Consider the following 26,781-nt stretch of genomic DNA (forward strand, 5'->3'; position numbering starts at 1 on the left):
ATGAACAGCCACGATGTCTTGCTGATCGTCGTCTTCCTCGGCCTGGTGCTGTTACCGGCGCCGTTGCTCGGGCGTTTCTACTACCAGGTCATGGAAGGGCGGCGGACCTTCCTCAGTCCTGTCCTGGCGCCGGTGGAGCGCCTGATCTACCGCGCCTGCGGCATCGATCCGAGCGTCGAGCAGAACTGGAAGACCTACAGCGCCGCCCTGCTGGTCTTCAACCTGGCCGGCCTGGCGCTGCTGTTCGCCATCCTGCTGGGGCAGGGCGCGCTGCCGCTCAACCCGCAGCACATGCCGGGCCTCGAATGGACCCTGGCGCTGAACACCGCGGTGAGCTTCGTCACCAACACCAACTGGCAGTCCTATAGCGGCGAAGCCTCGCTCAGCTACCTGAGCCAGATGCTCGGCCTGACCGTGCAGAACTTCGTCAGCCCGGCGGTCGGCCTGGCCGTGCTGGTGGTGCTGGCGCGCGGCATCGCGCGCAAGTCGACGCAGAACCTCGGCAACTTCTGGGTCGACCTGACCCGCGCCACCCTCTACGGGCTGCTGCCGCTGTGCCTGATCCTGGCGCTGTTGCTGGTCTGGCAGGGCGTACCGCAGACCTTCAGCGACTATGTCCACGCGACCACCCTGCAGGGCGTCGACCAGGCCATTCCGCTGGGCCCGGCGGCCAGCCAGATCGCCATCAAGCAACTGGGCACCAACGGCGGCGGCTTCTTCGGCGTGAACTCGGCACACCCGTTCGAGAACCCCACGGCCTGGAGCAACCTGTTCGAGCTGGTGTCGATCATCCTGATCCCGGCGGCGCTGGTGTTCAGCTTCGGCCACTACGTCAAGGACCTGCGCCAGAGCCGCGCCATTCTGGGCTGCATGCTGCTGCTGTTCGCCATCGGCCTGGGCGTGGCGCTGTGGGCCGAGTACCAGCCCAACCCGGCGCTGGCGCACCTGCCGATCACCCAGGGCGCGCCCCTGGAAGGCAAGGAGAGCCGCTTCGGCACCACCGCCAGCGTGCTCTGGGCGGTGACCACCACGGCGGCCTCGAACGGCTCGGTGAACGCCATGCACGACAGCCTCAACCCGCTCAGCGGCCTGGTGGCGATGTTCAACATGATGCTCGGCGAGGTGATCTTCGGCGGTGTCGGCGCCGGTCTCTACGGCATGCTGCTGTTCGTCCTGATCGCGGTGTTCCTCGCCGGCCTGATGATCGGCCGCACCCCGGAGTACCTCGGCAAGAAACTGGAGGCCCGCGAAGTGCGCTTGCTGGTCGCCAGCCTGCTGGTGATGCCGGTCGGCGTGCTGGTGCTCGGCGCCATCGCCGCCAGCCTGCCGGGTCCGGCCTCGGCGGTGAGCAACCCCGGTGCCCACGGCTTCAGCCAGTTGCTCTATGCCTACACCTCGGGCGCGGCGAACAACGGCTCGGCGTTCGCCGGCTTCGGCGCCAACACGCCCTTCCACAACCTGATGCTCGCCCTGGCCATGCTCATCGGCCGCTTCGGCTACATCCTGCCGGTGCTGGCCATCGCCGGCAGCCTGGCGATGAAGCAGCGCGTCCCGGTGGGGCCGAACAGTTTCCCCACCCACGGTTTGCTGTTCGTCGGCCTGCTCGCCGCGACCATCCTCCTGGTCGGTGGCCTGAACTTCCTGCCGACCCTGGTTCTCGGCCCGGTGGCCGATCACCTGACCCTCGGCTTCTGAGGAGCCTCTAGATGAATGCCAAGACTCAGGACATGGCGCTGAACAACGTCATGACGCCCGGCGAGAAACGCCAGAGCACCCGCTTCAGTGCGCTGTGGCGGCCGGCGTTGGTGCAATCCTTCGTCAAGCTCGATCCGCGCCAATTGCAGCGCTCGCCGGTGATGCTGGTGGTCGAACTGACCGCCATCCTCACCAGCGTGCTGTGCTTCACCGGCGCGGACAGCGTGCCGCTGTATGTCGCCGTGCAGATTGCCGCCTGGCTGTGGTTCACCGTGCTCTTCGCCAACTTCGCCGAAGCCCTCGCCGAGGGCCGCGGCAAGGCCCGCGCCGACAGCCTCAAGGCCGGCACCCAGGGCTTGATGGCGCAGCGTCTGACTGTCGCCGGGACATACGAAGGCGTGCCCGCCAGCAGCCTGCGCAAGGGCGACGTGGTGCGCGTGGCGGCCGGCGAGCTGATCCCCGGCGACGGCGAGGTGATCGAAGGCGTGGCGGCGGTCAACGAAGCGGCCATCACCGGCGAATCGGCGCCGGTGATCCGCGAGTCCGGCGGCGACCGCTCGGCGGTCACCGGCAACACCCGGCTGGTCTCCGACTGGCTGCTGATCCGCATCAGCGCCAACCCCGGCGAATCGACCCTGGACCGCATGATCGCGCTGGTGGAAGGCGCCAAGCGGCAGAAGACCCCCAATGAGGTGGCGCTGGACATCCTGCTGATCGGCCTGACGCTGATCTTCCTGCTGGTGGTGGTGACCCTCAAACCCTTTGCCCTGTTCGCCGGCGGCCACCTGCCGCTGGTGTTTCTGGTGGCGCTGCTGGTGACGCTGATCCCGACCACCATCGGCGGCCTGCTTTCGGCCATCGGCATCGCCGGCATGGACCGCCTGGTGCGCCTCAACGTGATCGCCAAGTCCGGGCGGGCGGTCGAGGCGGCGGGCGACGTGCATGTGCTGATGCTCGACAAGACCGGCACCATCACCTTCGGCAACCGCCGTTGCAGCGCCCTGCACGCCGCGCCCGGGGTGAGCCAGTTGGAGCTGGCCGAGGGCGCCTTCCTGGCCTCGCTGGCCGACGACACGCCGGAGGGCAAGTCGATCGTCGAGTTCCTGCGCGGGCAGGTGATCCTCGCCGAGCCCTCGCGCGAGCGCCTGACCCCGATCGCCTTCAGCGCCGAGACGCGCCTGTCCGGCATCGACCTCGACGGCCACGTCTACCGCAAGGGCGCGGTGGACGCCGCGCTGGCCTTCATCGGCCGCGGCCGCTACGACATGCCCGAGGCCCTGGTTCGCGAGGTCGAACGCATCGCGCAGAGCGGCGGCACTCCGCTGCTGGTGGTGGCCGACGGCAAGCTGCTGGGGGTCATCCACCTCAAGGACGTGGTCAAGCCGGGCATCCGCGAGCGTTTCGCCGAGCTGCGCCGGATGGGCATCCGCACCGTCATGGTGACTGGCGACAACCCCTTGACCGCCGCGGCCATCGCCGCCGAGGCGGGGGTCGACGACGTGATCGCCGAAGCCACCCCGGAGAAGAAACTCGCGCGCATCCGCCAGGAGCAGGGCGAAGGGCGCATGGTGGCGATGTGCGGCGACGGCGCCAACGACGCCCCGGCGCTGGCCCAGGCCGATGTCGGCATGGCGATGAACGATGGCACCCAGGCGGCACGCGAGGCGGCCAACCTGGTCGACCTGGACAGCGACCCGACCAAGCTGCTCGACGTGGTCCAGGTCGGCAAGGAACTGCTGGTGACCCGTGGCGCGCTGACCACCTTCTCGGTGGCCAACGACGTGGCCAAGTACTTCGCCATCCTCCCGGCACTGTTCGCCAGCATCTACCCGCAGCTCGGCGTGCTCAACGTCATGCACCTGGCCAGCCCGCAGAGCGCCATCCTCTCGGCCATCGTGTTCAACGCGCTGATCATCGTCGCGCTGATCCCCCTGGCCCTGCGCGGCGTGCGGGTCAAGGCCACGGACGCCATGCACCTGCTGCGGCGCAACCTGCTGATCTACGGCGTCGGCGGGCTCATCGCGCCCTTCATCGGCATCAAGGCCATCGACCTGCTGCTGCTGGCCATGGGCCTGGCCTGACGCGCGGCTCAGCGCGGTTGGCGTTGCGCGAAGCGATACCCAACGAGCGGCAGCACGGGTATCGCTGCGCTCCCGCCAGCCCAGGTCCAACCTGAACGAATCGAGGAACACGACAATGCTCAAGCAACTCCGTCCCGCCATCGTCTCCCTGGCCATGCTCTCGCTGCTCACCGGGGTGGCCTATCCGCTGCTGGTCACCGGCGTGGCCCAGCTGGCTTTTCCCGATCAGGCCAATGGCAGCCTGGTGCGCGACGCCAAGGGCGAGGTGCGCGGCTCGGCGCTGATCGCGCAACGCTTCGATGGCGCCCAGTGGTTCCACGAGCGCCCCTCGGCCGGCGATTTCGCCACGGTCTCCAGCAGCGCCTCCAACCTGGCGCCGGGCAACCCGGCACTGGCCGCGCGCATCGCCAAGAGCGCCGCCGACGAGGCACTGGCCGGGCAGCCGGTGCCGCAGGCCCTGGTCACCACCTCCGGCAGCGGCCTGGACCCGCAACTGCCGCCCGACGCCGCGCTGTACCAGGTCGCGCGCATCGCCAGCGCGCGCAAGCTGCCGGCGGCCGAACTGGCGCGCCTGGTCGAGGCGCACACCGAGCGGCCGCTGGTGGGGCCGGCGGTGGTCAATGTGCTGGCGCTGAACATGGCCCTGGCCGAGCCACCTCAGTAGACTTCCGCGCAGTCCATAGGAGAGCCCCATGACCGATCCCAAGCGCGCCGACGCGCTGCTCGCCGATGTGGCCCGCAACGGCCGTGGCCGCCTCAAGGTGTTCCTCGGCGCCGCGCCCGGCGTGGGCAAGACCTACGCCATGCTGCAGGCCGCCCAGGCCCAGTTGCGCCAGGGCGTCCGGGTGCGCGTCGGGATCGTCGAAACCCATGGCCGCGCGGAGACCGAGGCGCTGCTCGCCGGCCTGCCGCAACAGCCGCTGCTGCGCAGCGACTACCGTGGCATCCGCCTGGTGGAGATGGACCTCGACGGCCTGCTCGCCGAGCCGCCGCAACTGGCGCTGGTCGATGAGCTGGCGCACAGCAACGCCCCCGGCAGCCGTCACGCCAAGCGCTGGCAGGACATCCAGGAACTGCTCGCGGCCGGCATCGACGTCTACACCACGGTCAACGTCCAGCACCTGGAAAGCCTCAACGACCAGGTGCGCGACATCACGGGCGTGCAGGTGCGCGAAACGCTGCCGGACTGGGTGCTGCAGGAGGCCGACGAACTGCTGCTGGTCGACCTGCCGCCGCGCGAACTGCTGGAACGCCTGCGCGAGGGCAAGGTGTACGTCCCGGAGCAGGCGCGCGCGGCGATCGACGCCTATTTCAGCCAGACCAACCTCACCGCGTTGCGCGAGCTGGCCATGCAGACCGCCGCCGCGCGGGTCGATGCCGACCTGGCGCACCGCTACCGCCAGCAGGGCGGCGAAGCGCCGGCGCTGCGTGGTCGGCTGCTGGTGGCGGTGGATGGCGAACGCAACGCCGAACGCCTGGTGCGCCATGCCTCGCGGGTCGCCGAGCGGCGTCACCTGCCCTGGACCCTGGTGCACGTCGACACCGGCGGCAGCCGCGACGAGCAGACCCGCCTGTACCTGCAGAACGCCCAGCAACTGGCCGAGCGCCTCGGTGGCGAGGTCCAGCAATTGCGTGGCGGCGAGGTGGCGCGGACCCTGCTGGAACACGCCCGCGAGCGCCGCGCCAGCCTGATCCTGGTCGGGCGCTCACGGCAGCACTGGTATCGCCGGATGTTCGGCGGCGGCCTGGCGGCGCGCCTGGTGCGCCTGGGCGAGGGCCTGGAAATCAGCGTTCTCGACAGCGAGGCCGATCTGACCCCGGCCGCGCCGCGCCCGCGCGAGCACGGGCACTGGGCCGATTACCTGCTGGCCCTGCTGGCGGCGAGCGTGGCCACCGCCCTGGCTTGGGGCGTGGCCAGCCTGATGGAGCTGCCGAACATCTCCCTGGTGTTCCTCGCCGCCGTGCTGCTGGTGGCGGTGCGCAGCAGCCTGTGGCCGGCGCTGGTCTGCGCGGTGCTGTCGTTCCTGGCCTATGACTTCCTGTTCATTCCGCCGTACTTCTCCTTCGCCATCCAGCGCGAAGAGGACGTGCTGACCCTGCTGTTCTTCCTGCTCATGGCCGCGCTCACCGGCAACCTGGCGGCCCGCCAGCGCCGCCAGTTGCAGGTGCTGCGCGATACCCAGGAGGAAACCGGGGCGCTGCTGGAGCTGTCGCGCAAGCTCACCGCCGCCACCGACCGCCAGGCGGTGATGGCCGCCGCCGGGCAGCAGTTCGCCCTGTGGCATGACCTGGACATCTGCCTGCTCGGCCAGGCGAACGGCGAATGGAAGGTGGAGGGTGGCCAGGCGGGTCGGTTCGATGAACAGGAGCGCGTCGCCGCGGCCTGGGCCTGGCAGCACGACCAACCGGCCGGCCTGGGCACCGGCACCCTGCCGTCCGGGCGCTGGTGGTGGCTGCCGCTGTCGGCGGAGGAGGGGCCGCTGGCGCTGCTCGGCGTGCGCCCGAAGGACGGCCAGGCGCTGCCCGGTCAACGCCGGCGTCTGCTCGCCGCGCTCGGCCAGCCGCTGGCCCAGGCCCTGGCTCGCGCGCGTCTGGCCGACGACCTGGAAGCGGCGCGCCTGCACGGTGAGACCGAACAACTGCGCAGTGCCTTGCTGGCTTCGGTCAGCCACGACCTGAGGACCCCGCTGACCACCATGCGCGGGGCCATCGACAGCCTGCTGGCGCTCGGCGAGGCGATTCCGCCGGCGGATCGCCGCGAACTGCTGGAAAGCACCCGCGACGAGGCCGAGCGCCTGGACCGCTACATCCAGAACCTGCTCGACATGACCCGCCTCGGCCACGGTGGGCTGAAGCTGGCGCGCGACTGGGTGGCGCCGGGGGACATCGTCGGCAGCGCCGTGCATCGCCTGCGCGCGTTGCTCGCGCCCTACCGCATGGAAACCCAGGTGCCGGCCGAGTTGCCGCTGCTCTACGTGCACGCCGCTCTGATCGAGCAGGCACTGGTCAACGTGCTGGAGAACGCCGCGCGCTTCTCGCCGAGCGGCGGGCGCCTGCGCGTTGAAGTCGCGCAGGTCGGCGAGGAACTGCAATTCCGCGTCAGCGACGAGGGGCCGGGGATTCCCGAAGCCGAGCGGGAGAAGATCTTCGACATGTTCTACAGCGCCGCCCGCGGCGATCGCGGCGGCCCCAGCACCGGCCTGGGCCTGGCGATCTGTCAGGGCATGGTCGGCGCCCACGGCGGGCGCATCAGTGTCGGCGAAGGCCTGGACGGCCGAGGCACCTGCCTGACCCTGCACCTGCCGCTGCAACCCCAGCCCGATCTGGAGCAGCTTGATGCCGGCAACTGAAAGGCCGAAGCTTGGCGGTCATTCCCCCAGCCAGCCGAGCCCCATGAGCACCGCCAACGCCGCCTGCATCCTGGTCATCGACGACGAGCCGCAGATTCGCAAGTTCCTCCGCATCAGCCTCAGCGCGGGCGGCTACCGGGTGGTGGAGGCCGGCAGCGGCGAAGAGGGCCTGGCCCAGGCCGCGCTGGCCCGCCCGGACCTGGTGGTGCTCGACCTCGGCCTGCCGGACAAGGACGGCCAGGCGGTGCTGCGCGAACTGCGCGAATGGTCGCAGGTGCCGGTGCTGGTGCTCTCGGTGCGTGCCGCCGAGAGCGAAAAGGTCCTGGCCCTGGACGGCGGCGCCAACGACTACGTGACCAAACCCTTCGGCATCCAGGAATTCCTCGCCCGCGTGCGCGTGCTGCTGCGCCAGGGCAATGCCGGGGAGAGCCAGGCGTCGAGCGTCAGCGTCGGCCCGCTGAGCCTGGACTTCGCCTACCGCCGGGTGCTGCTGGACGGCGCCGAGGTGGCGCTGACGCGCAAGGAGTACGCGGTGCTGGCCATGCTCGCCCGCCACCTCGGCCGGGTGGTGACCCAGCAGCAACTGCTCAAGGACATCTGGGGCCCGACCCACGCCGAAGACACCCACTACCTGCGCGTGGTCGTCGGCCACCTGCGGCAGAAGCTCGCCGACGACCCGGCCAACCCGCGCTTCATCGTCACCGAAGCCGGAGTGGGATATCGCTTGCGGGAGAGCTGAGGGGCATCATCCGCCCTTGGCGGCGTCGGTGGATCGAGCGTGCCGCTTTATCTGCCCCAGGGGCTTCTGCGCGGCAGGCGCGGCGCAGGATGGTATGGCGCGCAGCGATACCCAGGGGGCGGCCAACGATGGGTATCGCGTTGCGCGCTCGACCCATCCTTCGGCTGCGGCGCAGGATGGTCTCTGCGATTTGGCGGCGCGGCCATGCCGGGCTCAGGCATTCTCTTCTTCGTAGCGGTCCAGCGTGTCGCTGGCGATCTGCCGGCCGAGGGCGATCAGTTCGGGGGCCTTGTAGAACTCGAAGAAGCGGCACACGCGCTTGGGCACGTTGATCAGCACATCCGGCGGGTAGCCGGCGATCTTGTACTGCGCCAGCGAGGTCTGCATCACCTCGAAACTCTGGTTGACCAGCTCCAGCAACGAAGCCGGGCCGCTGCTCTCGATCACCCGGCTGCCGCTGGCGGACCTTGGCGAGCCCTTGCTCGCCGCCGCGGGCAGTCGGGCCTCCATTTCGATGGGCGTCTCGGCGCTGTCCGGCACCGGCTGCAACAGGGCTTCGGCGCGCAGCTCCGGGGGTGTGTCCAGTTCGCTGGGCGGGCGGCGGAGGAAGCCGAGCTTGCCGCTGAGCGAACCGATCAGGCTGTCGAAGCGGCCCTTGAGCGCCGCCGGGCGTTCGATCACCGGCAACTGGTAGTGCTTTTGGTTGGTGGCGTTGAGGTTGACCGCGATGATCAGGTCGGTGTGACTGGAAACCACCGGCACGATCGGCAGGGGGTTGAGCAGGCCGCCGTCGACCAGCATGCGGTTGCCCTGCATGACCGGCGTGAACAGGCTGGGAATGGCCGCCGAGGCGCGCATGGCCTGGTGCAGGTCGCCTTCCTGGAACCAGATTTCCTGCTGGTTGGTGAGGTCGGTGGCGACCGCCGTGTAGGGAATCGGCAGGTCCTGGATGTCGATGTTGCCGATGATTTCGTGGATCTTGCCGAACACCCGCTCGCCACGGATGGCGCCGAGGCGGAAGCTGACGTCGAGCAGGCGCAGGACGTCGAGGTAGTCCAGGCTCTCCACCCAGTCGCGGTACTCGCGCAGCTTGCCGGCGGCGTAGATGCCGCCGATCACCGACCCCATCGAGCAGCCGGCGATGCAGGCGATCTCGTAGCCGCGCCGTTCCAACTCTTCGATCACGCCGATATGCGCGTATCCACGGGCTCCGCCGGAGCCGAGCACCAGCGCCACTTGTTTCGACATGGGTGAATTCCCCCTGACAGCAAGGCGTTACGCACTTGGCCGGGATTGCCCGGCCGTCTCGACGATACGCCGGGGGCGGATGCGCGCCAAGCGTGTTTGCTAGAATCGCGCCATTCAACGCGAGCCCGGAGCCGAGCATGAGCGAGCCTGTCCGTCTGACCCAGTACAGCCATGGTGCTGGCTGCGGTTGCAAGATTTCCCCGAAAGTCCTCGAAGTGATCCTCGCCGGCAGCGGCGCACAGAACCTCGACCCGAAGCTCTGGGTCGGCAACGCCTCGCGCGACGACGCCGCGGTCTATGCCATTGACGACACGCGCGGCGTGGTCTCCACCACCGACTTCTTCATGCCGATCGTCGACGATCCCTTCGACTTCGGCCGCATCGCCGCGACCAACGCCATCAGCGACATCTACGCCATGGGCGGCGACCCGCTGATGGCCATCGCCATCCTCGGCTGGCCGGTCAACGTCCTGGCCGCGGAAATCGCCCGCGAGGTGATCGCCGGTGGCCGCAGTGTCTGCGACGAGGCGGGCATCCCGCTGGCCGGCGGCCACTCCATCGACGCCCCCGAGCCGATCTTCGGCCTGGCCGTCACCGGCCTGGTGGAAAAACGCTTCATGAAGCGCAACGACACCGCCGTCGCCGGCTGCCGCCTGTACCTGAGCAAGCCGCTGGGCATCGGCATCCTCACCACCGCGGAAAAGAAAGCCAAGCTGCGCGCCGAAGACGTCGGCGTGGCGCGCGACTGGATGTGCACGCTGAACAAGCCGGGCAGCCGTTTCGGCAAGCTCGCCGGGGTCGCCGCGATGACCGACGTCACCGGCTTCGGCCTGCTCGGCCACCTGGTGGAGATGGCCGACGGCGCCGGCCTGACCGCGCGCATCCGCTTCGACGCGGTGCCGCGCCTGGCCCACGTCGAGTACTACCTGGAGCAGGGCTGCGTGCCCGGCGGCACCCTGCGCAACTTCGACAGCTACGGCGAGCGCATCGCGCCGCTGCCGGAGCTGCACAAGCTGCTGCTGTGCGACCCGCAGACCAGCGGCGGCCTGCTGTTGGCGGTGACCCCGGAAGGCGAGGCGGAATTCCTTGCCGTGGCCGCCGAGCTGGGCCTGCAGCTGGCGCCGATCGGCGAGATGGTCGAGCGACAGCGTTACGCGGTAGAGGTGGCTTGATGCGCGACAACACCCGACACTACCGCGAACTGTTCCTCGACGACGTGCCGATGATGGACGTGCGCGCCCCGGTGGAATACCTCAAGGGCGCCTTCCCCAACACGGTCAACCTGCCGCTGATGAACGACATCGAGCGACAGAAGGTCGGCACCTGCTACAAGCAGCACGGCCAGCAGGCGGCCATCGCCCTCGGCCACGAGCTGGTCTGCGGCGCCACCAAGACCCAGCGCATCGAAGCCTGGGCGGCCTTCGCCCGCGCGCATGCCGATGGCTACCTGTATTGCTTCCGCGGCGGCCTGCGTTCGCAGATCGTCCAGCAATGGCTGAAGAGCGAGGCCGGCATCGATTACCCCCGCGTGGTCGGCGGCTACAAGGCCATGCGCGGTTTCCTCTTCGACACCACCCGCGCCGCCACCGAGGAGTGCCAGTTCGTCCTGCTCGGCGGGCTGACCGGCACCGGCAAGACCGAGGTGATCGCTGAGCTGAGCAATGCCCTCGACCTGGAAGGGCACGCCAACCATCGCGGCTCCAGCTTCGGCCGTCGCGCCACGCCGCAACCGGCGCAGATCGACTTCGAGAACCGCCTGGCGATCGACATCCTGAAGAAGCGCCACGCCGGCATCGAACAGTTCGTGCTGGAGGACGAGGGGCGCATCGTCGGCAGTTGTTCGCTGCCGCTGGAGCTGTACCAGGGCATGCAGCAGTACCCGCTGGTGTGGCTGGAGGACAGTTTCGCCGGCCGCGTGGAGCGCATCCTCAAGGACTACGTGATCGACCTGCGCGCCGATTTCGAGGCGGTGGTCGGCGCCGAGGGTGGTTTCGACGCCTTCGCCGCCTACCTGCGCAAGAGTCTCTCCGGCATCGTCAAGCGCCTCGGCGGCGAGCGCTACCAGCGCCTGGCGGCGATCATGGAGGCGGCGCTGCAAGAGCAGGACCGCAGCGGCGCGGTGGACCTGCACCGTGGCTGGATCGAAGGGCTGCTCGGCGAGTACTACGACCCGATGTACGCCTTCCAGCAGCAGAGCAAGGCGGCGCGCATCGAGTTCCGCGGCAATCGCCACGAGGTGCTGGAGTACCTGCGCGAGCGCGCCAGACGCTGAGCCCTGACTGCCTCAGGCGCTTTTGCCGTCGTACTCGCGGACCTTCAGCGCCTTGATATCCACCTCCGGCAGGCAGCGCACGTTGACCGCCGCCATCGCCTTGCCGTCCGGCGTATTGGCGAAGGCCAGCGGCGCGCAGCCGCAGGTGGGGCAGAACTGGTGGTGGATGCGGTGAGTGTTGAAGGTGTAGGTGCTCATCGCGCTTTCCGGCGTCTTCAGCGTCAGCTTGTCGCGCGGCACGAACCACAGCAGCGAGCCGCGCCGGCTGCAGATCGAGCAGTTGCACTGGATGACTTCGTCGATGTCGCCTTCGACGTCGAAGGCGATGCCGCCGCAATGGCAGCTTCCCTGGTAGCGCATGACGCGAGCCCTCGTGGGGTGGCTGGGGCTCTTGAGTGTAGTCGCGCTGAGACGTGGTCGAGCGGCAAGCGCTGGCGAAGGCGGCTAAGCTGGAAAGCACCATTTGCCATGGAGAGTGCCATGAAGCGTCTGTTCCCCCTGTTCGCCGTCGTTACCCTGACACTGGCCGGCTGCTCCGGCACCACGGTCAACCGCGACAGTTGCGCGAGCGAGCTGAGCGCCGCCTGGAAGGAGCTGGACCTGGCCAAGGCCGAGGGCTTCGCCGGTACGGTCAGCTATTCCAAGGCCTTCACCCTGATCACCGCGGCCAAGACCGAGCAGCAGGTCGAGTCCTACGGTGGTTGCCTGGACAAGGCGAGCAAGGCGCGCTTCTACATTCGCGAGTCGCGCGCCGGTCGCTGAGGTCGAGAAGGCTCGCCGGGACGGGCATAATCCCCGGCCGGGAAGGCGCCACCGCCTTTCCGGCACCCAGGGGGATATTTCCATGCAACTCGACTTCACCCAACTCGCGCCCGCCGACGCCTATCGCTGGCTGGCCTCCACCGTCACGCCGCGGCCCATCGCCTGGGTTTCCAGCCTGTCGGCCGAGGGGCAGAGCAACCTCGCGCCGTTCAGCTTCTTCCAGGTGATCAGCGACGAGCCGCCGACCCTGATGGTCAACACCAGCATCCGCGACGACGGCAGCGTCAAGGACACCCTGCGCAATGTGCGCGACACCGGGCAACTGGTGATCCACCTGGTCAGCGCCGCCCAGGCCGAGGCGATGAATGCCACGGCCGCCTGGTTGCCGCATGGCGTCAGCGAAATCGACACGCTGGGCATCGCCACCCTGCCCAGCGAGCGCGTCGCACCGCCACGGGTGGCGGGCGCCGCGGTGGCCTTCGAGTGCGAGCTGGCGCAGATCCAGCCGTATCCGGCGGACCGGCCGAGCTGCTACCTGATCTTCGCCCGCGTGCTGCTGGCGCATATCGACGATGCGGTGTTGCAGGATGCCCGCCATGTCGATCCGGCCAGGCTGGACCTGATCGGCCGTCTCGGGGGCAGCCAGTACTGCCGGACCCGCGACACCTTCAGCATGATCCGCCCCAAATAAGCGTGCCGGCCCCCGCGCGCCGGCGCGTGCGGCGCGCGACTGTCCCGGATGCGACGGGAGCATGCCTGTGTGCGGCATTGAATTGCCATCACGGCTGACAGCTCTTGTTCCGTCTGTCGGCCAGCTCCTAATGTTCCGCCTGAAGGCAACGACGACAATGGGAGAGCTTCCGCAGAAGACTTTCCCGCGGAGCATTGGCAGGGGGCAGTTTCATGGTCGTGTTCGTGCAACGGCGGTTGGCCGATCTGGGGACGGCGAAGAAACTCGCCATCGGCTTCGGCCTGGTGCTGCTGCTGACCGCGCTGGTGGCGGCCATCGGGGTCAGCGCCTTGCGCTCCATCGGCCAGCGTTTCGCGCTGCTCGACGAGATGTCGGCGATCAACCGCGAAGTGCTGGAGATGCGCCAGAGCGAGAAGGATTTCGTGCTCGATGCCAACCCGGCGGCGGCCGAACAGTTGCGTCAGCACGCCAAGGGCATCGGTGAGCGCGCCGCGCGCCTGAAAGCGCAGCCGGGGCAGGCCGAGAGCATGGCGCGGGTGGAGCAGGCGATCGCCGGCTACCTGGAGGCCTTCGACCGATTCGAACAGTCCAGCAAGGGCCGCCGCCTGGCCCTGGACGCGGCCAGTTGGGTGGTGTCCAGCGCGTCCAACAGCCTGGATATCCTGCAGTCGAGCCTGGCCGACGACGGCGCCTACGAACTCAAGGACTCCCAGGGCCAGAAAGGCCAGGACCTGTTGCAGCAGGCCACCCAGGTCGGCCAGCTCTACCGCCTGGTGTTGCAGGGGATGAACGAGGCCCGCGCGCGCCTTGATCAGAAGGAGGGCGACAAGGCCACGGAGGCTGACGGGCGCATCAAGTACGCCGAGGAGGCGCTGAACCTGTTGCGCCAGTTGCAGACGTCGATCACCGACAACGCCTATGTCTCGGTGCTCAAGGACGTGGCCACCAACATCGACAGCTTCGGCAAGAACCTCGCTGTCTATGCCGAGGACCTGGCCAAGGAACAGCAGGCGCATGCGCAGATGGGCCAGCGCGCGGTGGACATGATGCAGCAAGTGGATGCTTCCCGCGCCGCCTTGCAGGCGGCCATGACGAGCAGCCTGCGCACCAGCGCCGGGCTGATCCTCGGCTCGGCGGCGCTGGCGCTGCTGGTCGGCACCCTGGCGGCGTTGCTGATCACCTTGCTGATCGTGCGCCCCTTGCGTCAGGTCATCGACATGGCCAGCCGCATCGCCGACGGCGACCTGAGCCAGAACGTCCAGGCCGCGCGCAAGGACGAGGTCGGGCAACTGCTGGCGGCGGTCGGCGGCATGGCCGACAGCCTGCGCGGCATCGTCCGCCGCCTGCAGGACGGCGTCACCCGCATCACCGCCTCGGCGCAGTCGTTGTCCGGGGTGACCGAGCGCACCCAGGTCGGGGTCAACAGCCAGAAAAACGAAACCGACCAGGTGGCCACGGCAATGAACCAGATGGCCGCCACCGTCCATGAAGTGGCGCGCAACGCCGAAGCCGCGGCGACCTCCGCCGAGCAGGCCGACGGCACTGTCGCCAGCGGCCAGCAGGTGGTCCGCCAGACCCAGGAGCGCATCGGGCAACTGGCCGACGCGGTGCGCGAGGCGACTGCCAGCATCGAGCACCTCGGGCGCGAGAGCCAGAACATCGGCAGCGTGCTCGACGTGATCAAGGCGGTGGCCGAGCAGACCAACCTGCTGGCGCTCAACGCCGCCATCGAAGCCGCACGGGCCGGCGAGCAGGGCCGTGGCTTCGCCGTGGTCGCCGATGAGGTGCGCGCCTTGGCGCGGCGTACCCAGCAGTCGACGGCGGAGATCGAGAAACTGATCGGCGCCCTGCAAAGTGGCGCGCAGGCGTCGGTGCAGCGCATGCAACGCAGCCATCAACTGGTGGAGAAGAGCGTCGGCGATGCCGAGCAGACCGAGTCCGCGCTGGGCGACATCGCCGCGGCGGTGGCGGTGATCCATCAGATGAACCAGCAGATCGCCGCCGCCTCCGAGCAGCAGAGCGCGGTGGCCGAAGAGATCAATCGCAGCGTCACCAGCATCCGTGGCAGCGCCGACCAGTCGGCCCAGGCCATGGAAGCCACGGCGTCTTCCAGCGTCGAGCTGGCGCAGCTCAGCCGCGAGCTGCAGGGCATGGTCGGGCAGTTCCGCCTGTAGCGGCCCGGGCGGCCGCCGAGGCCCTCAGTCCGGCTTGCTCTGGCGGTGATACCAGTGCCGGTAGGCGTTGACCCCGGCGCGTACCGAGCTGAACACCAGGGGCGGCTTGACCTCGCCCAGTTGCCCGGAGCGCTGCAGCATGGCCAGGGTTTCCCCCGGCACGCGCGCCAGCGACAGGTGCACGTTCTGCGCCGCCAGGGTCTGCTGCACCTCGTGCAGCGTGGTCAGGCCACTGACGTCCAGGTTGAGCATGCCCTCGGCGTTGAGCAGCACCGCGCGCGGCGCTTCGTCCGCGGCGACCACTTGCAGCAGGCGCTGCTTGAAGTAATCGGCATTGAAGAACAGCAGCGGCGCGTCGAAGCGGTAGATCACCAGGCCCGGCAGGGTGTGCGCGTTGGGGTATTGGCTCAGTTCGACCTGGCCGTCGATGCCGTGGACCCAGCCGAGCACCGCGTCGCTCGGCCGGTAGGTGAGGTAGAGCAGGCGCAGCAGGGCGATCATGATGGCGACGAAGATACCCGGCAGCACGCCGACGCTGAGCACGCCGACGGTGGTCAGCAGGCACAGGCTGAATTCGAAGCGGCTGAGCCGCCAGAAGCCCTTGAGCGCCGAGACGTCGATCAGCCCCCAGCCGGCCATCAACAGCACCGCGCCCAGCGCCGGCAGGGGAATCCAGCCCAGCGGCTGGCTGAACAGCACCAGCGCCAGGCCGATGACCAGGGCGGCGACCACCCCGACCAGTTGGCTCTGTCCGCCGGCCATGTCGTTCACCGCGGTGCGCGAGTCGGCGCCGCTGATGACGAAGCCCTGGGAGACCCCGGCGCCGATGTTGGCCAGCCCCAGGGCGACCAGCTCATGGTTGGCGTCCACTCCGTAGCCATGCCGCGCGGCGAAGCTGCGCGCGGTGAGCATGGCGCTGCAGAAGCTGACGATGGTGATGCCCAGGGCGTCGCGGAACAGGTCGCCCATTTCCTGGAAGCTGGTGCGTGGCCAGCTCAGCTCCGGCAGGCCCTGGGGCACCGCACCGAGCAGTTGGACGCCATACTGGTCGAGGCCGAGGAGGGTGCTCGCCAGGGTGGCGAAGAACACCCCGACCAGGGCGCCGGGCACCTTCGGGTAGCGCCGCGGCAGGAGGATCATCAGCAGCAGGGTGGCGCTGCCCAGCGCCAGGGTCGGCAGGTGCGTGCTGGCTAGGTTGCGCAGCAGCGCCAGCAGGCCGGCGAGGAAGCCGCTGGTCTCGGTCTGGTAGCCGAGCAGTTTGCCGAGTTGGCCGGAAATCAGGCTCAGGCCGATGCCGTTGAGGTAGCCGACCAGGGTCGGCCGCGACAGGAAGCTGGCGACGAAGCCGGCGCGCACCAGGCCGCCGACGATCGACAGCAGGCCGACCATCACCGCCACGATCATCGACAGTTGCAGCAGGCGCTGCGGGTCGCCGGCCGCCAGCGGGGTGATGGCCGCGGCGACCATGGCCGCGGTGGCGGCATCCGGGCCGACCATCAGTTGCCGCGAGCTGCCGACCAGGGCGTAGATCAGCATGGGCAGGATGCAGGCGTACAGACCTACCTGGGCCGGGAAGCCGATGATCTGCGCATAGGCGATGGCCGTGGGGATCTGTACGGCGGCGACCGACAGACCGGCCTGGATATCCGGCCGCAGCCAGGCGGAGCGATACTTCAGCAGGTTGCTCAGGCCGGGCAGCCAGCGGGCAAGAAACATCAGTGCGTCTTCCGTGAGTTACGACGAACTGGAAGCTTAGCCGCAAAGCGCTGGCGCGGGTTGTCGGACGTCAGTGTCGGGGCCGGCGGAAGACCCCATGGCCGCGCCAGGAAAAGCCTGGCTGGAGGCGCCGCAGGAGGGGCAGTGCGACACCCCAGGGGCGATGCCGATGGGGGGCGTTGCGCCCTACGCCCTCCTGCGGGACTGGACTCAGACCTTCAGCACCAGCTTGCCGAAGTTCTCCCCGCTGAACAGCTTGAGCAGGGTCTGCGGGAAATGCTGCAGGCCGTCGACCACGTCTTCCTTCGACTTCAGCTTGCCCTCGGCCAGCCAGGTCGCCATGTCCTTGAGGCCCTCGGGGAAGCGGTTGGCGTAGTCCATCACCACCATGCCCTCCATGCGCGCGCGGTTGACCAGCAGCGACAGGTAGTTGGCCGGGCCTTTCACCGCCTGCTTGTTGTTGTACTGGCTGATGGCGCCGCAGATCACCACCCGCGCCTTGGCTGCCAGGCGTGCGAGGACGGCGTCGAGGATGTCGCCGCCAACGTTGTCGAAGAACACGTCGACGCCTTTCGGGCATTCACGCTTGAGGCCGGCGGCGACGTCTTCGTGCTTGTAGTCGATGGCGCCGTCGAAGCCCAGTTCGTCGATCAGGTAGCGGCACTTCTCGGCGCCGCCGGCGATGCCGATCACCCGGCAGCCCTTGATCTTCGCCACCTGGCCGACCACGCTGCCGACCGCCCCGGCCGCCGCCGAGACCACCACGGTGTCACCGGCCTTGGGCTGGCCGACGTCGAGCAGGCCGAAATAGGCGGTCATGCCGGTCATGCCCAGCGCCGAGAGGTACAGCGGCAGCGGTGCGCGCTTGGCATCGACCTTGTAGAAGCCCTTCGGTTCGCCGAGGAAGTAGTCCTGCACGCCGAGGGCGCCATTGACGTGGTCGCCGACGGCGAAGGCCGGGTTCTGCGAGGCGATCACCTCGCCCACGCCGAGCGCGCGCATGACCTCGCCGAGGCCGACCGGGGCGATGTAGGACTTGGCGTCGTTCATCCAGCCGCGCATCGCCGGGTCCAGCGACAGGTACAGGTTGCGCACCAGGATCTGCCCCGGGCCGGGCTCGCCCAGCGGCGTCTCGACGTAGCTGAAGGTGTCTGGGTCGATGGCGCCGAGGGGGCGCTTGGCCAGCAGGAACTGGCGGTTGAGCGTGGCGGACATGGCAGGGCACTCGCTGAGGGGAAAGGCTAGGTGATAGCCCCCGCTTCGCCGCGGGGCAAGCGCTGTCCGTCAACGGAATGCCGGGCCATCGATGTCAGTGATTTCTGTAAGAGAACAACATCATTGAGTTCGATACTGCATGCAACAGCGGCCTGATAGTGCTTCGCTGCCGCCGGCCGCTGGCTAGACTCGCCGGGTTTTCCGCATTCGTTCGAGGACCGTTCATGAGCAAGCTTCTTTCCGGCCAGGTCGCCCTGGTCACCGGCGCCGCTGCCGGCATCGGCCGCGCCACCGCCCAGGCGTTCGCCCGCGAAGGGGTCAAGGTGGTGGTTTCCGATGTCGATGCCAAGGGTGGCGAGGCCACCGTCGAGCTGATCCGCTCAGCCGGCGGCGAGGCCACCTTCATTCGCTGCGACGTGACCCGCGACGCCGAGGTCCAGGCCCTGGTGGCCGGCACTGTCGCCGCCTACGGTCGCCTCGACTACGCCTTCAACAACGCCGGCATCGAGATCGAGCAGGGCAAGCTGGCCGACGGCAAGGAAAGCGAGTTCGACGCCATCATCGGCGTCAACGTCAAGGGCGTCTGGCTGTGCATGAAGCACCAGATCCCGCTGATGCTCGCCCAGGGCGGCGGCGCCATCGTCAACACCGCCTCGGTGGCCGGCCTCGGCGCGGCGCCGAAGATGAGCATCTACGCGGCCTCCAAGCACGCGGTGATCGGCCTGACCAAGTCGGCGGCGATCGAGTACGCGAAGAAGAACCTGCGCATCAATGCGGTGTGCCCGGCGGTGATCGACACCGACATGTTCCGCCGCGCCTACGAATCCGATCCGAAGAAGGCCGAGTTCGCCGCCGCCATGCACCCGGTCGGGCGCGTCGGCAAGGTCGAGGAAATCGCCGCGGCGGTGCTCTACCTGTGCAGCGACAACGCCGGCTTCACCACCGGTATCGCCCTGCCGGTGGACGGTGGTTCCACGGCTATCTGAACCGGACGTCCCGGCGAAGCCCGCCCGGCGTCAGCCTGGCGGGCTTTTCGTTGTCTGGCCGGACGGCTTGCTCAGCCGGCGCGGCGCCAGTTCAGGATCAGCTGCGTCGCCAGGCCCGCGACCAGGCCCCAGAAGGCCGAGCCCACGGAATACAGGGTGAAGCCTGAGGCGGTGACCAGGAAGGTGATCAGCGCCGCCTCGCGCTGGCGCGGTTCGGCCATGGCGTTGCTCAGGCCGTTGCTGATGGAGCCGAGCAGGGCGAGCGCGGCGATGGACAGCACCAGGGCCTTGGGCAGCGCGGCGAAGAGTGCCGCCAGGGTGGCGCCGAAGGTGCCGGCGATGCCGTAGAACATCCCGCACCAGAGCGCCGCGGTGTAGCGCTTGTGCGGGTTCTCGTGGGCCTCGGGGCCGGTGCAGATGGCCGCGCTGATGGCCGCCAGGTTGATCCCGTGGGAGCCGAAGGGCGCCAGCAGGATCGAGGCGATGCCGGTGCTGGAAATCAGCGGCGAGGCCGCCACCTGGTAACCGTCGGCGCGCAGCACGGCCAGTCCGGGCATGTTCTGCGAGGCCATGGCGACGATGAACAGCGGGATACCGATGCTGATGCTGGCGGCCAGGGAGAAACTCGGCGTGGTCCACACCGGCCGCGCCAGCTCCAGGTGGAACTGGCTGAAGTTGAGCAGCCCGAGGACGCCGGCCAGGGCGACCCCGACCAGCAGTGCAGCGAACACCGCGTAGCGTGGCGACAGGCGCTTGGCCAGCAGGTAGCTGAAGAACATCGCCAGCACCAGCAGGGTCTGCTGCTCGGCGGCCCGGCAGATTTCGATGCAGATGCGGAACAGCACCCCGGCCAGCAGCGCCGCCGCCAGCGTGCCGGGCACCTGGCGCATCAGCCGCTCGAAGCTGCCGGTGACGCCGCACAGGGTGATGAGCGCGGCGCAGAGGATGAAGGCGCCGATGGCCTCGCTGTAGGGCACGCCGGGCAGGCTGCTGATCAGCAGGGCCGCGCCGGGGGTGGACCAGGCGATGACGATCGGCGTGCGGTAGCGCAGGGTCAGGCCGATGGTGGTCAGCGCCATGCCGATGGAGAGCGCCCATATCCATGAGGAAATCTGCCCGGCGCTGAGGCCGGCGGCCTGGCCGGCCTGGAACATCAGCACCAGCGAGCTGGTGTAGCCGGTGAGCATGGCGACGAAGCCGGCGACCACGGCGGAAGGGGAGGAGTCGGCGAGGGGGCGCAGGCGCGCGCTGGTCGAATCGGTCATGCGCAAGGAGGTTCCTGGGGCTGCGGGTGGCGGCAGGCGAGGGCTGCCCGGGGCTGGCCAGCGCGTTTGGCCGGGGTCGGCCCGTCTTGTGTGTTTTGCCGCAGCCTAAACCGTGCGTCGGCGGCTGTCGCGTAACAGCCACGACTGGAGTGGCCCGTACAGTGGCAGCATGGGCCCTGGCTGGCCAGGTTCGGTGGAAATCGATCTCGAAATGCTCATCGGGCGCTCGTAAACTGCGCTTCCTCTCTCGATTTCACCGTCGCCCGGTGACCCTTCGTGCAGAGCCCAAGGTGGCCGGACCTGTTGCGAGGAATGCATTGCGCATGGACCAGAATCCCTATGCCGCGCCCCGTGTCGAGCTGATCGAGGCGCATCCCCCCGCGGCCTTTGCCAGCGGCCGCTGGACTCCGGGCGGCCTGCGCCTGCTCGCCGGTTTGAGCCTGGCGCTGTTGCTGGCCGATCTCGTGCTGTTCTGCCTGTCGTTGCTCGGCGGCTTGCAGCCGGGCACCGCGCTGGAACGCTACAGCCTGTGGCTCGGCGTGCTCTGCACCCTGCTCGGTTGCTACCTCAGTTGGCGCAGCACGCGCTTCCTGGTGGACCGTTTCGCCGCCCGTGGCCTGGGCTGGCCGCTATGGCTGTCGATCGGCCTGGCGCTGCTGACCCAGGCCTACGCGGTGGTCTTCGACCGCCAGCTCGACGGCACGCCGAATGCGCCCCTGGCCGGGTTCATGGCACTGTTCCTGCCCAGCGGGCTGGTCGGCCTCTGGTATGGCATCCGCGTGCTGACGATCAACCTGCCGTATCCCTCGGTGAAGGTGATGGGCTGGCTGGATGTGCTCTCCGGGGTGTGCCTGGCCAGCGTGGTGCTGTTCATTCCCGGCACCTTGCTCGGCGCCCTGGCGCTGCTGCCCATGGCGCTGATGTTCCTGCGTGGCGCGCGCGAATCGACGACTAGCGCTCAGCCGTCCTGAGGCCGCGCCAGCGCCTGGTTCACCGCCAGCCAGCCGTGCACCGCTGCCTCGCCGGCCTCGGCGAAGGCGCGTTGCAGCAGGCGTGCCTGCTCGCTACGCAGGGCCCGTTCCAGCTCGGCGCCCTCGCGGGTCAGGGCGAGCAGGCGCTTGCGCTTGTCGCTGTCGGAGGTCTCGCTGCTGATCAATTGCATGGCCTGCAATTGGCGCAAGGGCAGGTTCAGCGCCTGCTTGCTGACCCCCAGGGTGGCCAGCAGCTCCTTGACGCTCAGCCCCGGCTGGCGGGCGATGAAGAACAGGATGCGGTGGTGCACCCGGCCCAGGCCGCGCAGGGCGAGGATCTCGTCCGGCTTCGCGGTGAACGCCCGGTAGCTGAAGTAGAAGGCTTCCATGGCATCCGACCAGGAGTCGGCTGGCATAAGGTCAGGCATATTGACGTATCCGCGTGGGCGTCGTAGTTTCGGTCAACCAGTTTGACTTATTTGAACCTGCCTCCGCTACCGGTGACCCCATGGCCTTCTCCGAACGCATTGCCCGCCTGAAAAGCTCCCTGATTCGTGAAATCCTCGCCGCGGCGCAGCGTCCGGAGGTGATGTCCTTCGCCGGTGGCCTGCCCGCCGAACCCATGCTGCCCAAGGTCGATTGGGCCGAGATGCCGGCGAGCATGGGCCAGTACGGCATGAGCGAAGGCGAGCCGGCCCTGCGCGAGGCCATCGCCGCCGAGGCGCGCAAGCTCGGCGTGCCTTGCGAGGCCAGCCAGGTGCTGATCGTCAGCGGTTCGCAGCAGACCCTCGACCTGGCCAGCAAGCTGTTTATCGATCCGGGCACCGAAGTGCTGCTCGAAGCGCCGACCTACCTGGCCGCGCTGCAAGCCTTCCAGCTCTTCGGCGCCGACTGCATCAGCGTGCCGCTGGGCGCCGAAGGGCCGGATGTCGCCGCCCTGCGCCAGCGCCTGGAGCGCCACAAGCCGGCCTTCGCCTACCTGATCCCGACCTTCCAGAATCCGTCCGGCGTGCGCTACAGCGAAGCGCGCCGCGATGAAGTGGCGGCCCTGCTCGATGAGTTCGGCGTGACCCTGATCGAAGACGAACCCTACCGCGAACTGGTGTTCGACGATGGCGCCGCCACTCCGCTGGTCAGCCGTCTGAAGAAGGCCAGCTGGATCTACACCGGCACCGTCTCCAAGACCCTGCTGCCGGGCCTGCGCGTCGGCTTCCTGATCGCCACCCCGGACCTTTTCCCGCACCTGCTGCGCCTGAAGCAGTCGGCCGACCTGCACACCAACCGCATCGGCCAGTGGCAGGCGCTGCAGTGGTTCGGCACCGAGGCCTATCGCGGTCACCTGGCCGAGCTGCGCAGCTTCTACCGGATTCGCCGCGACGCCATGCAGGCGCAACTGCAAGAACACTTCGCCGACCTGGCCGAGTGGAACGTACCCCAGGGCGGGCTATTCTTCTGGCTCACCCTGAAGCAGCCGCTGGACACCCGCACGCTGCTCGATCCGGCACTGAAGCAGAACGTTGCCTTCATGCCGGGCGAACCCTTCTTCACCGACCCGGACCAGAACCCTGGCCACCTGCGCCTGAACTTCAGCCACGTCGCGCCCGAGCGCCTGGGCGAAGGCCTGCGCCGGCTGGCCGCGGTGATCCGCGAAGCGCAGGCTGCGCAAACGGCCTGAGGAGGCGCGATGTACAAGGTTTACGGCGACTATCTGTCGGGCAATTGCTACAAGGTCAAGCTGGTCCTGAACCTGCTCGGCCTGCCCTACCAGTGGCAGCCCATCGACATCCTCAAGGGCGAAACCCAGACCGCCGAGTTCCTGGCCAAGAACCCCAACGGCAAGGTGCCGGTGCTGGAGCTGGAAGACGGCAGTTGCCTGTGGGAGTCGAACGCCATCCTCAACTTCCTCGCCGACGGCAGCGACCTGCTGCCGAGCGAGCCGCGCCTGCGGACCCAGGTGCTGCAATGGCAGTTCTTCGAGCAGTACAGCCATGAGCCCTACGTGGCGGTGGCGCGCTTCATCCAGTTCTACCTGAAGATGCCGGACGCCCGCCGCGCCGAGTACGAGAACTGCCTGAAGGACGGCTACAAGGCCCTGGACGTGATGGAGCAGCAACTGCAACGCACGCCCTACCTGGTCGGCGATTGTTACTCCATCGCCGATATCACCCTGTACGCCTACACCCACGTGGCCCACCAGGGTGGTTTCGATCTGTCCGGCTACCCGGCGATCAACGCCTGGATGCAGCGAGTGGCCGCGCATCCACGGCATGTCGGCATGCTCGACTGAGCGTCGTCCGACCCAACAGAAAGCCCGCCTTGCCGGCGGGCTTTTTCGTTTCCGAGGCTCTATTTCCGCTATTTCCGGCCGCGTGCATTGATCCGCATCATGATCGGCCGCGCATCATCGCTTTACCCTCCGCAGCGCCTAGCACACATGCATCAGTAGTGGCCGTATCGCCGTGGCAACGATTGCCGGCGCGTGGTCTTTGGAGGAATAGATGGCCTATCTGGTCTGGCAGGATGACCTGAACACCGGCATCCAGGTGATCGACAACCAACACAAGCGAATCGTCGAGATGATCAATCATCTGGACGATGCCCAGGCACAGAAGGACAGTGCGCTGATCGGTGGGGTCATCGAAGAGCTGGTGGACTACACGCAGTCGCACTTCGCCTTCGAGGAGGCCTTGCTGGAGGATGCCGGCTACCAGTTCACCCGCGCCCACAAGAAGGTCCACGAACTCTTCATCAAGCGGGTTTCCGACTATCGCCTGCGCTACGCCGCCGGCGAGGACATCGCCGACGAACTCAAGGGCCTGCTCGGCCGCTGGTTGTTCAACCACATCCGCAACGACGACGCCAACTACGTCGAGTCGGTCAAGGCCAGCATGCAGGAACTGACCCGCGACCAGAGCAGCGGCAGTTGGCTGGGCCGTTCGATGAAGCGCTTCTTCGGCTGAGCCGGCAGGCGAATCCGTGCCAGCCATCTATGCTCTGTCCCAGAACAAAAAAGACGTCCATGGAGGTTGGTGCATGAAACGCTTGCTGAGAGCGCTGTTGTTGCTGGTTGCCGGTCTGCCGTCCTGGTTCCTCATGGCCGCACAGGCACCGGCGGGGGATGCCGAACAGGCGCAACGGGCGCGGCAATTGCTGGAAAAGGCAGTGGCCTATTACCGGGTGGAAGGCGACAAGGCATTCGCCGCCTTCAGCCGCCAGGGGGCGTTCATCGATAACGAGCTTTACGTCTACGTCCTCGACAGCAAGGGCGTGATGCTCGCCAGCGGCGGTCCCTCGGTGGTGCTGATCGGTCGGGATATTTCCCCGCTGCTGGAACCGTCCATGCGCGAGCAGTTCGCCAAGGCGCTGAAGGCGCCGGAAAGCGGCAAGGTGCAGGAAGCCGACTACCGCTGGAAGAACTGGAACGATGGGCGCGTGGAGCGCAAGCACACCTATTACCAGCGGGTCGGCGATCGCTTCCTGGCCGTCGGCTACTACCTCCCGCGGGCCGATGCCAGCCAGGCCCAGGCCATGCTGGACAAGACGGTGAAGGCGGTGCAGAGCGATCCCGAGGGAACCTTCAAGCGCATCAACGCACTGGACAAGGCGTTCATCGAGGATGACCTCTACGCCTTCGTGGTCGATGTGAATACCGCCAAGTTCGTCGCCCATGGCTACAACACGCGCTTGGTCGGCAGCGATTTCGCCAGCCTCAAGGACCCCACCGGCAATGCCATCGGCCAAGCCATGCTGGCCCTGGCCCGGAGCAAGGGGGAGGGCGAGTTCGACTATATGTGGCGCAACCCGGTGACCAGCAAGGTAGAGGCCAAGCACGCGCTGTTGAAGAAGAGCGGCCATTACCTGGTGGCGGTGGGTTACTACACGCGTCCGACCAGCCCGTGAGACGCGTGCGCAGCGCCGTCCGGGCATGAAAAAACCGGCCGCTGGGGCCGGTTTTTTTTAGCCTGGCGCTCAGCGGATCAGGCTGAGGAACTCGCTGCGGGTGGCGGCGTTGTCGCGGAACTCGCCGAGCATCACCGAGGTGACCATGGACGAATTCTGTTTCTCCACGCCGCGCATCATCATGCACATGTGCTTGGCTTCGATGACCACCGCGACGCCCAGGGCGCCGGTGACCTGCTGCACCGCCTCGGCGATCTGCCGCGACATGTTTTCCTGGATCTGCAGGCGGCGGGCATACATGTCGACGATGCGCGCCACCTTGGACAGGCCGAGCACCTTGCCGTTGGGGATGTAGGCCACATGGGCCTTGCCGATGAAGGGCAGCAGGTGGTGCTCGCACAGCGAATACAGCTCGATGTCCTTGACCAGCACCATTTCGCTGTTGTCGGAGCTGAACAGCGCGCCGTTGACGATTTCATCCAGCGTTTGCTGGTAGCCGCGGCAGAGGTACTGCATGGCCTTGGCGGCACGCTTGGGCGTGTCGACCAGACCTTCGCGGGTGACGTCCTCGCCAAGCTGGCTGAGGATCGCCGAATAGTGTTGTTCCAGGGACATGATCTACCTGTAGGTACCAAGTGAAGCGCAGAGGCGCAGGGTAGGGGGCGCAGGGCGCGCTGGCAAGGGCCGGCGCGCGGGCTTACTCGTCGCGCCCTTCGAGCATGGTGCGCCGCAGCATCACATAGACCGAGCCGGTGCCGCCGTGGCGCGGCAGGCAGGAGGTGAAGCCGAGGACCTGCGGATGCTGGCGCAGCCAGGTATTGACGTGGCTCTTGAGCAGCGGCCTCTTGCCGTCGATGCGCGCGGCCTTGCCATGGGTGACGCGTACGCAGCGGACTTCCAGGCGGCTGGCTTCGGCGAGGAAGTCCCAGAGCAGATCGCGGGCCTTCTCGACACTCAGGCCGTGCAGGTCGAGGCTGCCCTCGAAGGCGATCTGGCCCAGCTTGAGCTTGCGCATCTGGCCTTCCTGAACGCCGTCGCGGGCCCAGTAGAGTTCGTCCTCGGCGCCCACGTCGATAACGAAGAGGTCGGACAGACCATCCACCTTGACGCCTTCCACCCGCACGCTGGCGTTCTGCCGGCGCAGGTTCAGTTGCTGGCGGTCGGTCTTGGGTTTGCCGGTATCGGCACGGTCCACCGAGATGCGCTTGACGCCGCGCATTTCATTGGTGAACAGGGAAAAATCGTCGTCTTGCATGGAGCCTCCGCGAAGAGGCGGCAGTTTAGCGGATCGCACCGGCCTTGCGGAGATCGGTTGTCAGTCGCGTTTTTTCATTAGCCGGGGCGAGAGGCTCAGGCCGTCGCGGGTACGCGCGCGGCGCCGCGCCAGGCGCCAGAACAGCACGCCCAGCCACAGGGCAAGGAGGCCGATCACCAGCAGCACGGCGCCGGCCGAGGGTTCGATGTGCAGCACGTCGGTCGCCGGTTGGCGATGCAGCAGCGCGGCCACGCCGGCCAGCGAGGCGAGTATCCCCAGCGCGGCGATGACGGCGGCCAGCGCGGCGGCGAAGCGCCAGCGCCAGCGCCCTGGTTGCCTGGGGCGCAGGCGGCGTGGATCGAAACTATCGGACAACTTCATCCCGGCTTCCTCATCTGATGAACGAGGCTATGACCGGTGTCGGCAGGAGGGGGTTCCACCCCGCAGCGGCGAATGCCGCG

Annotated in this window: 25 protein-coding genes and 1 pseudogene; 17 read left to right on the forward strand and 9 right to left on the reverse strand. The window is 68.1% G+C overall.

Annotated features, from left to right (window positions below; genetic code table 11):
* The 5 genes from kdpA (at position 1) to BLQ74_RS07975 (ending at position 7,865) form a co-directional block, all read left to right on the forward strand.
* On the forward strand, positions 1 to 1,695 hold the full coding sequence (gene kdpA, locus BLQ74_RS07955; RefSeq protein WP_090262022.1) for a potassium-transporting ATPase subunit KdpA: 1,695 nt from the start codon (positions 1 to 3) through the stop codon (positions 1,693 to 1,695).
* 11 nt (positions 1,696 to 1,706) lie between these two features.
* Entirely contained in the window at positions 1,707 to 3,776 is a 2,070-nt protein-coding gene (gene kdpB / locus BLQ74_RS07960) for a potassium-transporting ATPase subunit KdpB (protein WP_090262023.1), read from the forward strand.
* Between the two features lie 115 nt (positions 3,777 to 3,891).
* Positions 3,892 to 4,440, forward strand: coding sequence for a potassium-transporting ATPase subunit KdpC (gene kdpC / locus BLQ74_RS07965; protein ID WP_090262024.1), 549 nt, complete (start codon positions 3,892 to 3,894; stop codon positions 4,438 to 4,440).
* A gap of 28 nt (positions 4,441 to 4,468) precedes the next feature.
* Positions 4,469 to 7,126, forward strand: a complete 2,658-nt coding sequence (locus BLQ74_RS07970; protein WP_090262025.1) for a sensor histidine kinase — start codon at positions 4,469 to 4,471, stop codon at positions 7,124 to 7,126.
* A gap of 43 nt (positions 7,127 to 7,169) precedes the next feature.
* Positions 7,170 to 7,865, forward strand: coding sequence for a response regulator (locus tag BLQ74_RS07975; protein ID WP_090262026.1), 696 nt, complete (start codon positions 7,170 to 7,172; stop codon positions 7,863 to 7,865).
* A 213-nt stretch (positions 7,866 to 8,078) separates the two neighbouring features.
* Here BLQ74_RS07975 and BLQ74_RS07980 read toward each other — a convergent pair whose 3' ends face one another.
* Complete coding sequence (locus BLQ74_RS07980; protein ID WP_090262027.1) at positions 8,079 to 9,113, reverse strand: patatin-like phospholipase family protein; 1,035 nt, start codon at positions 9,111 to 9,113, stop codon at positions 8,079 to 8,081.
* 137 nt (positions 9,114 to 9,250) lie between these two features.
* Here BLQ74_RS07980 and selD point away from each other — a divergent pair, with 137 nt between their 5' ends.
* Both selD and mnmH read left to right on the forward strand, forming a co-directional pair.
* On the forward strand, positions 9,251 to 10,285 hold the full coding sequence (gene selD / locus BLQ74_RS07985; protein ID WP_090262028.1) for a selenide, water dikinase SelD: 1,035 nt from the start codon (positions 9,251 to 9,253) through the stop codon (positions 10,283 to 10,285).
* On the forward strand, positions 10,285 to 11,385 hold the full coding sequence (mnmH, locus tag BLQ74_RS07990; RefSeq protein WP_090262029.1) for a tRNA 2-selenouridine(34) synthase MnmH: 1,101 nt from the start codon (positions 10,285 to 10,287) through the stop codon (positions 11,383 to 11,385). The genes selD and mnmH overlap by 1 nt, the downstream gene beginning before the upstream one ends.
* 12 nt (positions 11,386 to 11,397) lie before the next feature.
* Here the strand turns inward: mnmH and BLQ74_RS07995 are convergent, their stop codons facing one another.
* A complete protein-coding gene (locus tag BLQ74_RS07995; RefSeq protein WP_090262030.1) occupies positions 11,398 to 11,745 on the reverse strand; it encodes a GFA family protein in 348 nt (115 codons plus the stop codon).
* 120 nt (positions 11,746 to 11,865) lie between these two features.
* Between BLQ74_RS07995 and BLQ74_RS08000 the strand changes: the two genes are divergently transcribed.
* From BLQ74_RS08000 to BLQ74_RS28075, 4 genes and pseudogenes are all read left to right on the forward strand, one after another.
* A complete protein-coding gene (locus BLQ74_RS08000; RefSeq protein ID WP_090262031.1) occupies positions 11,866 to 12,147 on the forward strand; it encodes a hypothetical protein in 282 nt (93 codons plus the stop codon).
* Positions 12,148 to 12,229: 82 nt separating this feature from the next.
* Positions 12,230 to 12,838, forward strand: coding sequence for a flavin reductase family protein (locus tag BLQ74_RS08005; protein WP_090262032.1), 609 nt, complete (start codon positions 12,230 to 12,232; stop codon positions 12,836 to 12,838).
* Between the two features lie 1,088 nt (positions 12,839 to 13,926).
* Positions 13,927 to 14,154: pseudogene (locus BLQ74_RS28070) on the forward strand (HAMP domain-containing protein); the annotation flags it as partial.
* Positions 14,149 to 15,012: a methyl-accepting chemotaxis protein gene (locus BLQ74_RS28075; RefSeq protein WP_374440602.1), complete on the forward strand. Its 864-nt coding sequence runs from the start codon at positions 14,149 to 14,151 to the stop codon at positions 15,010 to 15,012. The pseudogene BLQ74_RS28070 and the gene BLQ74_RS28075, both read left to right, overlap by 6 nt.
* A gap of 24 nt (positions 15,013 to 15,036) precedes the next feature.
* On the opposite strand, the gene BLQ74_RS08015 is transcribed toward BLQ74_RS28075, so the two are convergent.
* A complete protein-coding gene (locus BLQ74_RS08015; RefSeq protein ID WP_090262034.1) occupies positions 15,037 to 16,728 on the reverse strand; it encodes a SulP family inorganic anion transporter in 1,692 nt (563 codons plus the stop codon).
* A 210-nt stretch (positions 16,729 to 16,938) separates the two neighbouring features.
* Positions 16,939 to 17,943, reverse strand: a complete 1,005-nt coding sequence (locus BLQ74_RS08020; RefSeq protein ID WP_090262035.1) for an NADP-dependent oxidoreductase — start codon at positions 17,941 to 17,943, stop codon at positions 16,939 to 16,941.
* A 224-nt stretch (positions 17,944 to 18,167) separates the two neighbouring features.
* Between BLQ74_RS08020 and BLQ74_RS08025 the strand changes: the two genes are divergently transcribed.
* A complete protein-coding gene (locus BLQ74_RS08025) occupies positions 18,168 to 18,929 on the forward strand; it encodes an SDR family oxidoreductase (RefSeq protein WP_090262036.1) in 762 nt (253 codons plus the stop codon).
* Between the two features lie 71 nt (positions 18,930 to 19,000).
* Here the strand turns inward: BLQ74_RS08025 and BLQ74_RS08030 are convergent, their stop codons facing one another.
* Positions 19,001 to 20,194 (reverse strand): benzoate/H(+) symporter BenE family transporter, encoded by a 1,194-nt coding sequence (locus tag BLQ74_RS08030; protein WP_090262037.1) that lies wholly within the window; start codon positions 20,192 to 20,194, stop codon positions 19,001 to 19,003.
* Between the two features lie 323 nt (positions 20,195 to 20,517).
* Here BLQ74_RS08030 and BLQ74_RS08035 point away from each other — a divergent pair, with 323 nt between their 5' ends.
* Complete coding sequence (locus BLQ74_RS08035; RefSeq protein WP_090262038.1) at positions 20,518 to 21,165, forward strand: hypothetical protein; 648 nt, start codon at positions 20,518 to 20,520, stop codon at positions 21,163 to 21,165.
* On the opposite strand, the gene BLQ74_RS08040 is transcribed toward BLQ74_RS08035, so the two are convergent.
* Positions 21,153 to 21,593 (reverse strand): MarR family winged helix-turn-helix transcriptional regulator, encoded by a 441-nt coding sequence (locus BLQ74_RS08040; RefSeq protein ID WP_090262039.1) that lies wholly within the window; start codon positions 21,591 to 21,593, stop codon positions 21,153 to 21,155. The two genes, BLQ74_RS08035 and BLQ74_RS08040, sit on opposite strands and share 13 nt — an antisense overlap.
* Before the next feature lie 80 nt (positions 21,594 to 21,673).
* Between BLQ74_RS08040 and BLQ74_RS08045 the strand changes: the two genes are divergently transcribed.
* From BLQ74_RS08045 to BLQ74_RS08060, 4 genes are all read left to right on the forward strand, one after another.
* The gene (locus BLQ74_RS08045; protein ID WP_090262040.1) at positions 21,674 to 22,840 is read left to right on the forward strand and encodes an aminotransferase-like domain-containing protein; all 1,167 of its coding nucleotides are present in this window, start codon (positions 21,674 to 21,676) and stop codon (positions 22,838 to 22,840) included.
* Between the two features lie 9 nt (positions 22,841 to 22,849).
* A complete protein-coding gene (locus BLQ74_RS08050) occupies positions 22,850 to 23,452 on the forward strand; it encodes a glutathione S-transferase family protein (RefSeq protein ID WP_090262041.1) in 603 nt (200 codons plus the stop codon).
* A gap of 211 nt (positions 23,453 to 23,663) precedes the next feature.
* Complete coding sequence (locus tag BLQ74_RS08055) at positions 23,664 to 24,125, forward strand: bacteriohemerythrin (protein WP_090262042.1); 462 nt, start codon at positions 23,664 to 23,666, stop codon at positions 24,123 to 24,125.
* A 73-nt stretch (positions 24,126 to 24,198) separates the two neighbouring features.
* Positions 24,199 to 25,065: a cache domain-containing protein gene (locus BLQ74_RS08060; protein WP_090262043.1), complete on the forward strand. Its 867-nt coding sequence runs from the start codon at positions 24,199 to 24,201 to the stop codon at positions 25,063 to 25,065.
* A 69-nt stretch (positions 25,066 to 25,134) separates the two neighbouring features.
* Here BLQ74_RS08060 and folE read toward each other — a convergent pair whose 3' ends face one another.
* From folE to BLQ74_RS08075, 3 genes are all read right to left on the reverse strand, one after another.
* Positions 25,135 to 25,680 (reverse strand): GTP cyclohydrolase I FolE, encoded by a 546-nt coding sequence (gene folE, locus BLQ74_RS08065; protein ID WP_090262044.1) that lies wholly within the window; start codon positions 25,678 to 25,680, stop codon positions 25,135 to 25,137.
* Between the two features lie 82 nt (positions 25,681 to 25,762).
* Entirely contained in the window at positions 25,763 to 26,320 is a 558-nt protein-coding gene (locus BLQ74_RS08070) for a Smr/MutS family protein (RefSeq protein ID WP_090262045.1), read from the reverse strand.
* Between the two features lie 60 nt (positions 26,321 to 26,380).
* On the reverse strand, positions 26,381 to 26,701 hold the full coding sequence (locus tag BLQ74_RS08075) for a hypothetical protein (RefSeq protein ID WP_090262046.1): 321 nt from the start codon (positions 26,699 to 26,701) through the stop codon (positions 26,381 to 26,383).
* Positions 26,702 to 26,781 lie beyond the last annotated feature (80 nt).

Source organism: Pseudomonas panipatensis (assembly GCF_900099785.1).
Lineage (GTDB): Bacteria > Pseudomonadota > Gammaproteobacteria > Pseudomonadales > Pseudomonadaceae > Pseudomonas > Pseudomonas panipatensis.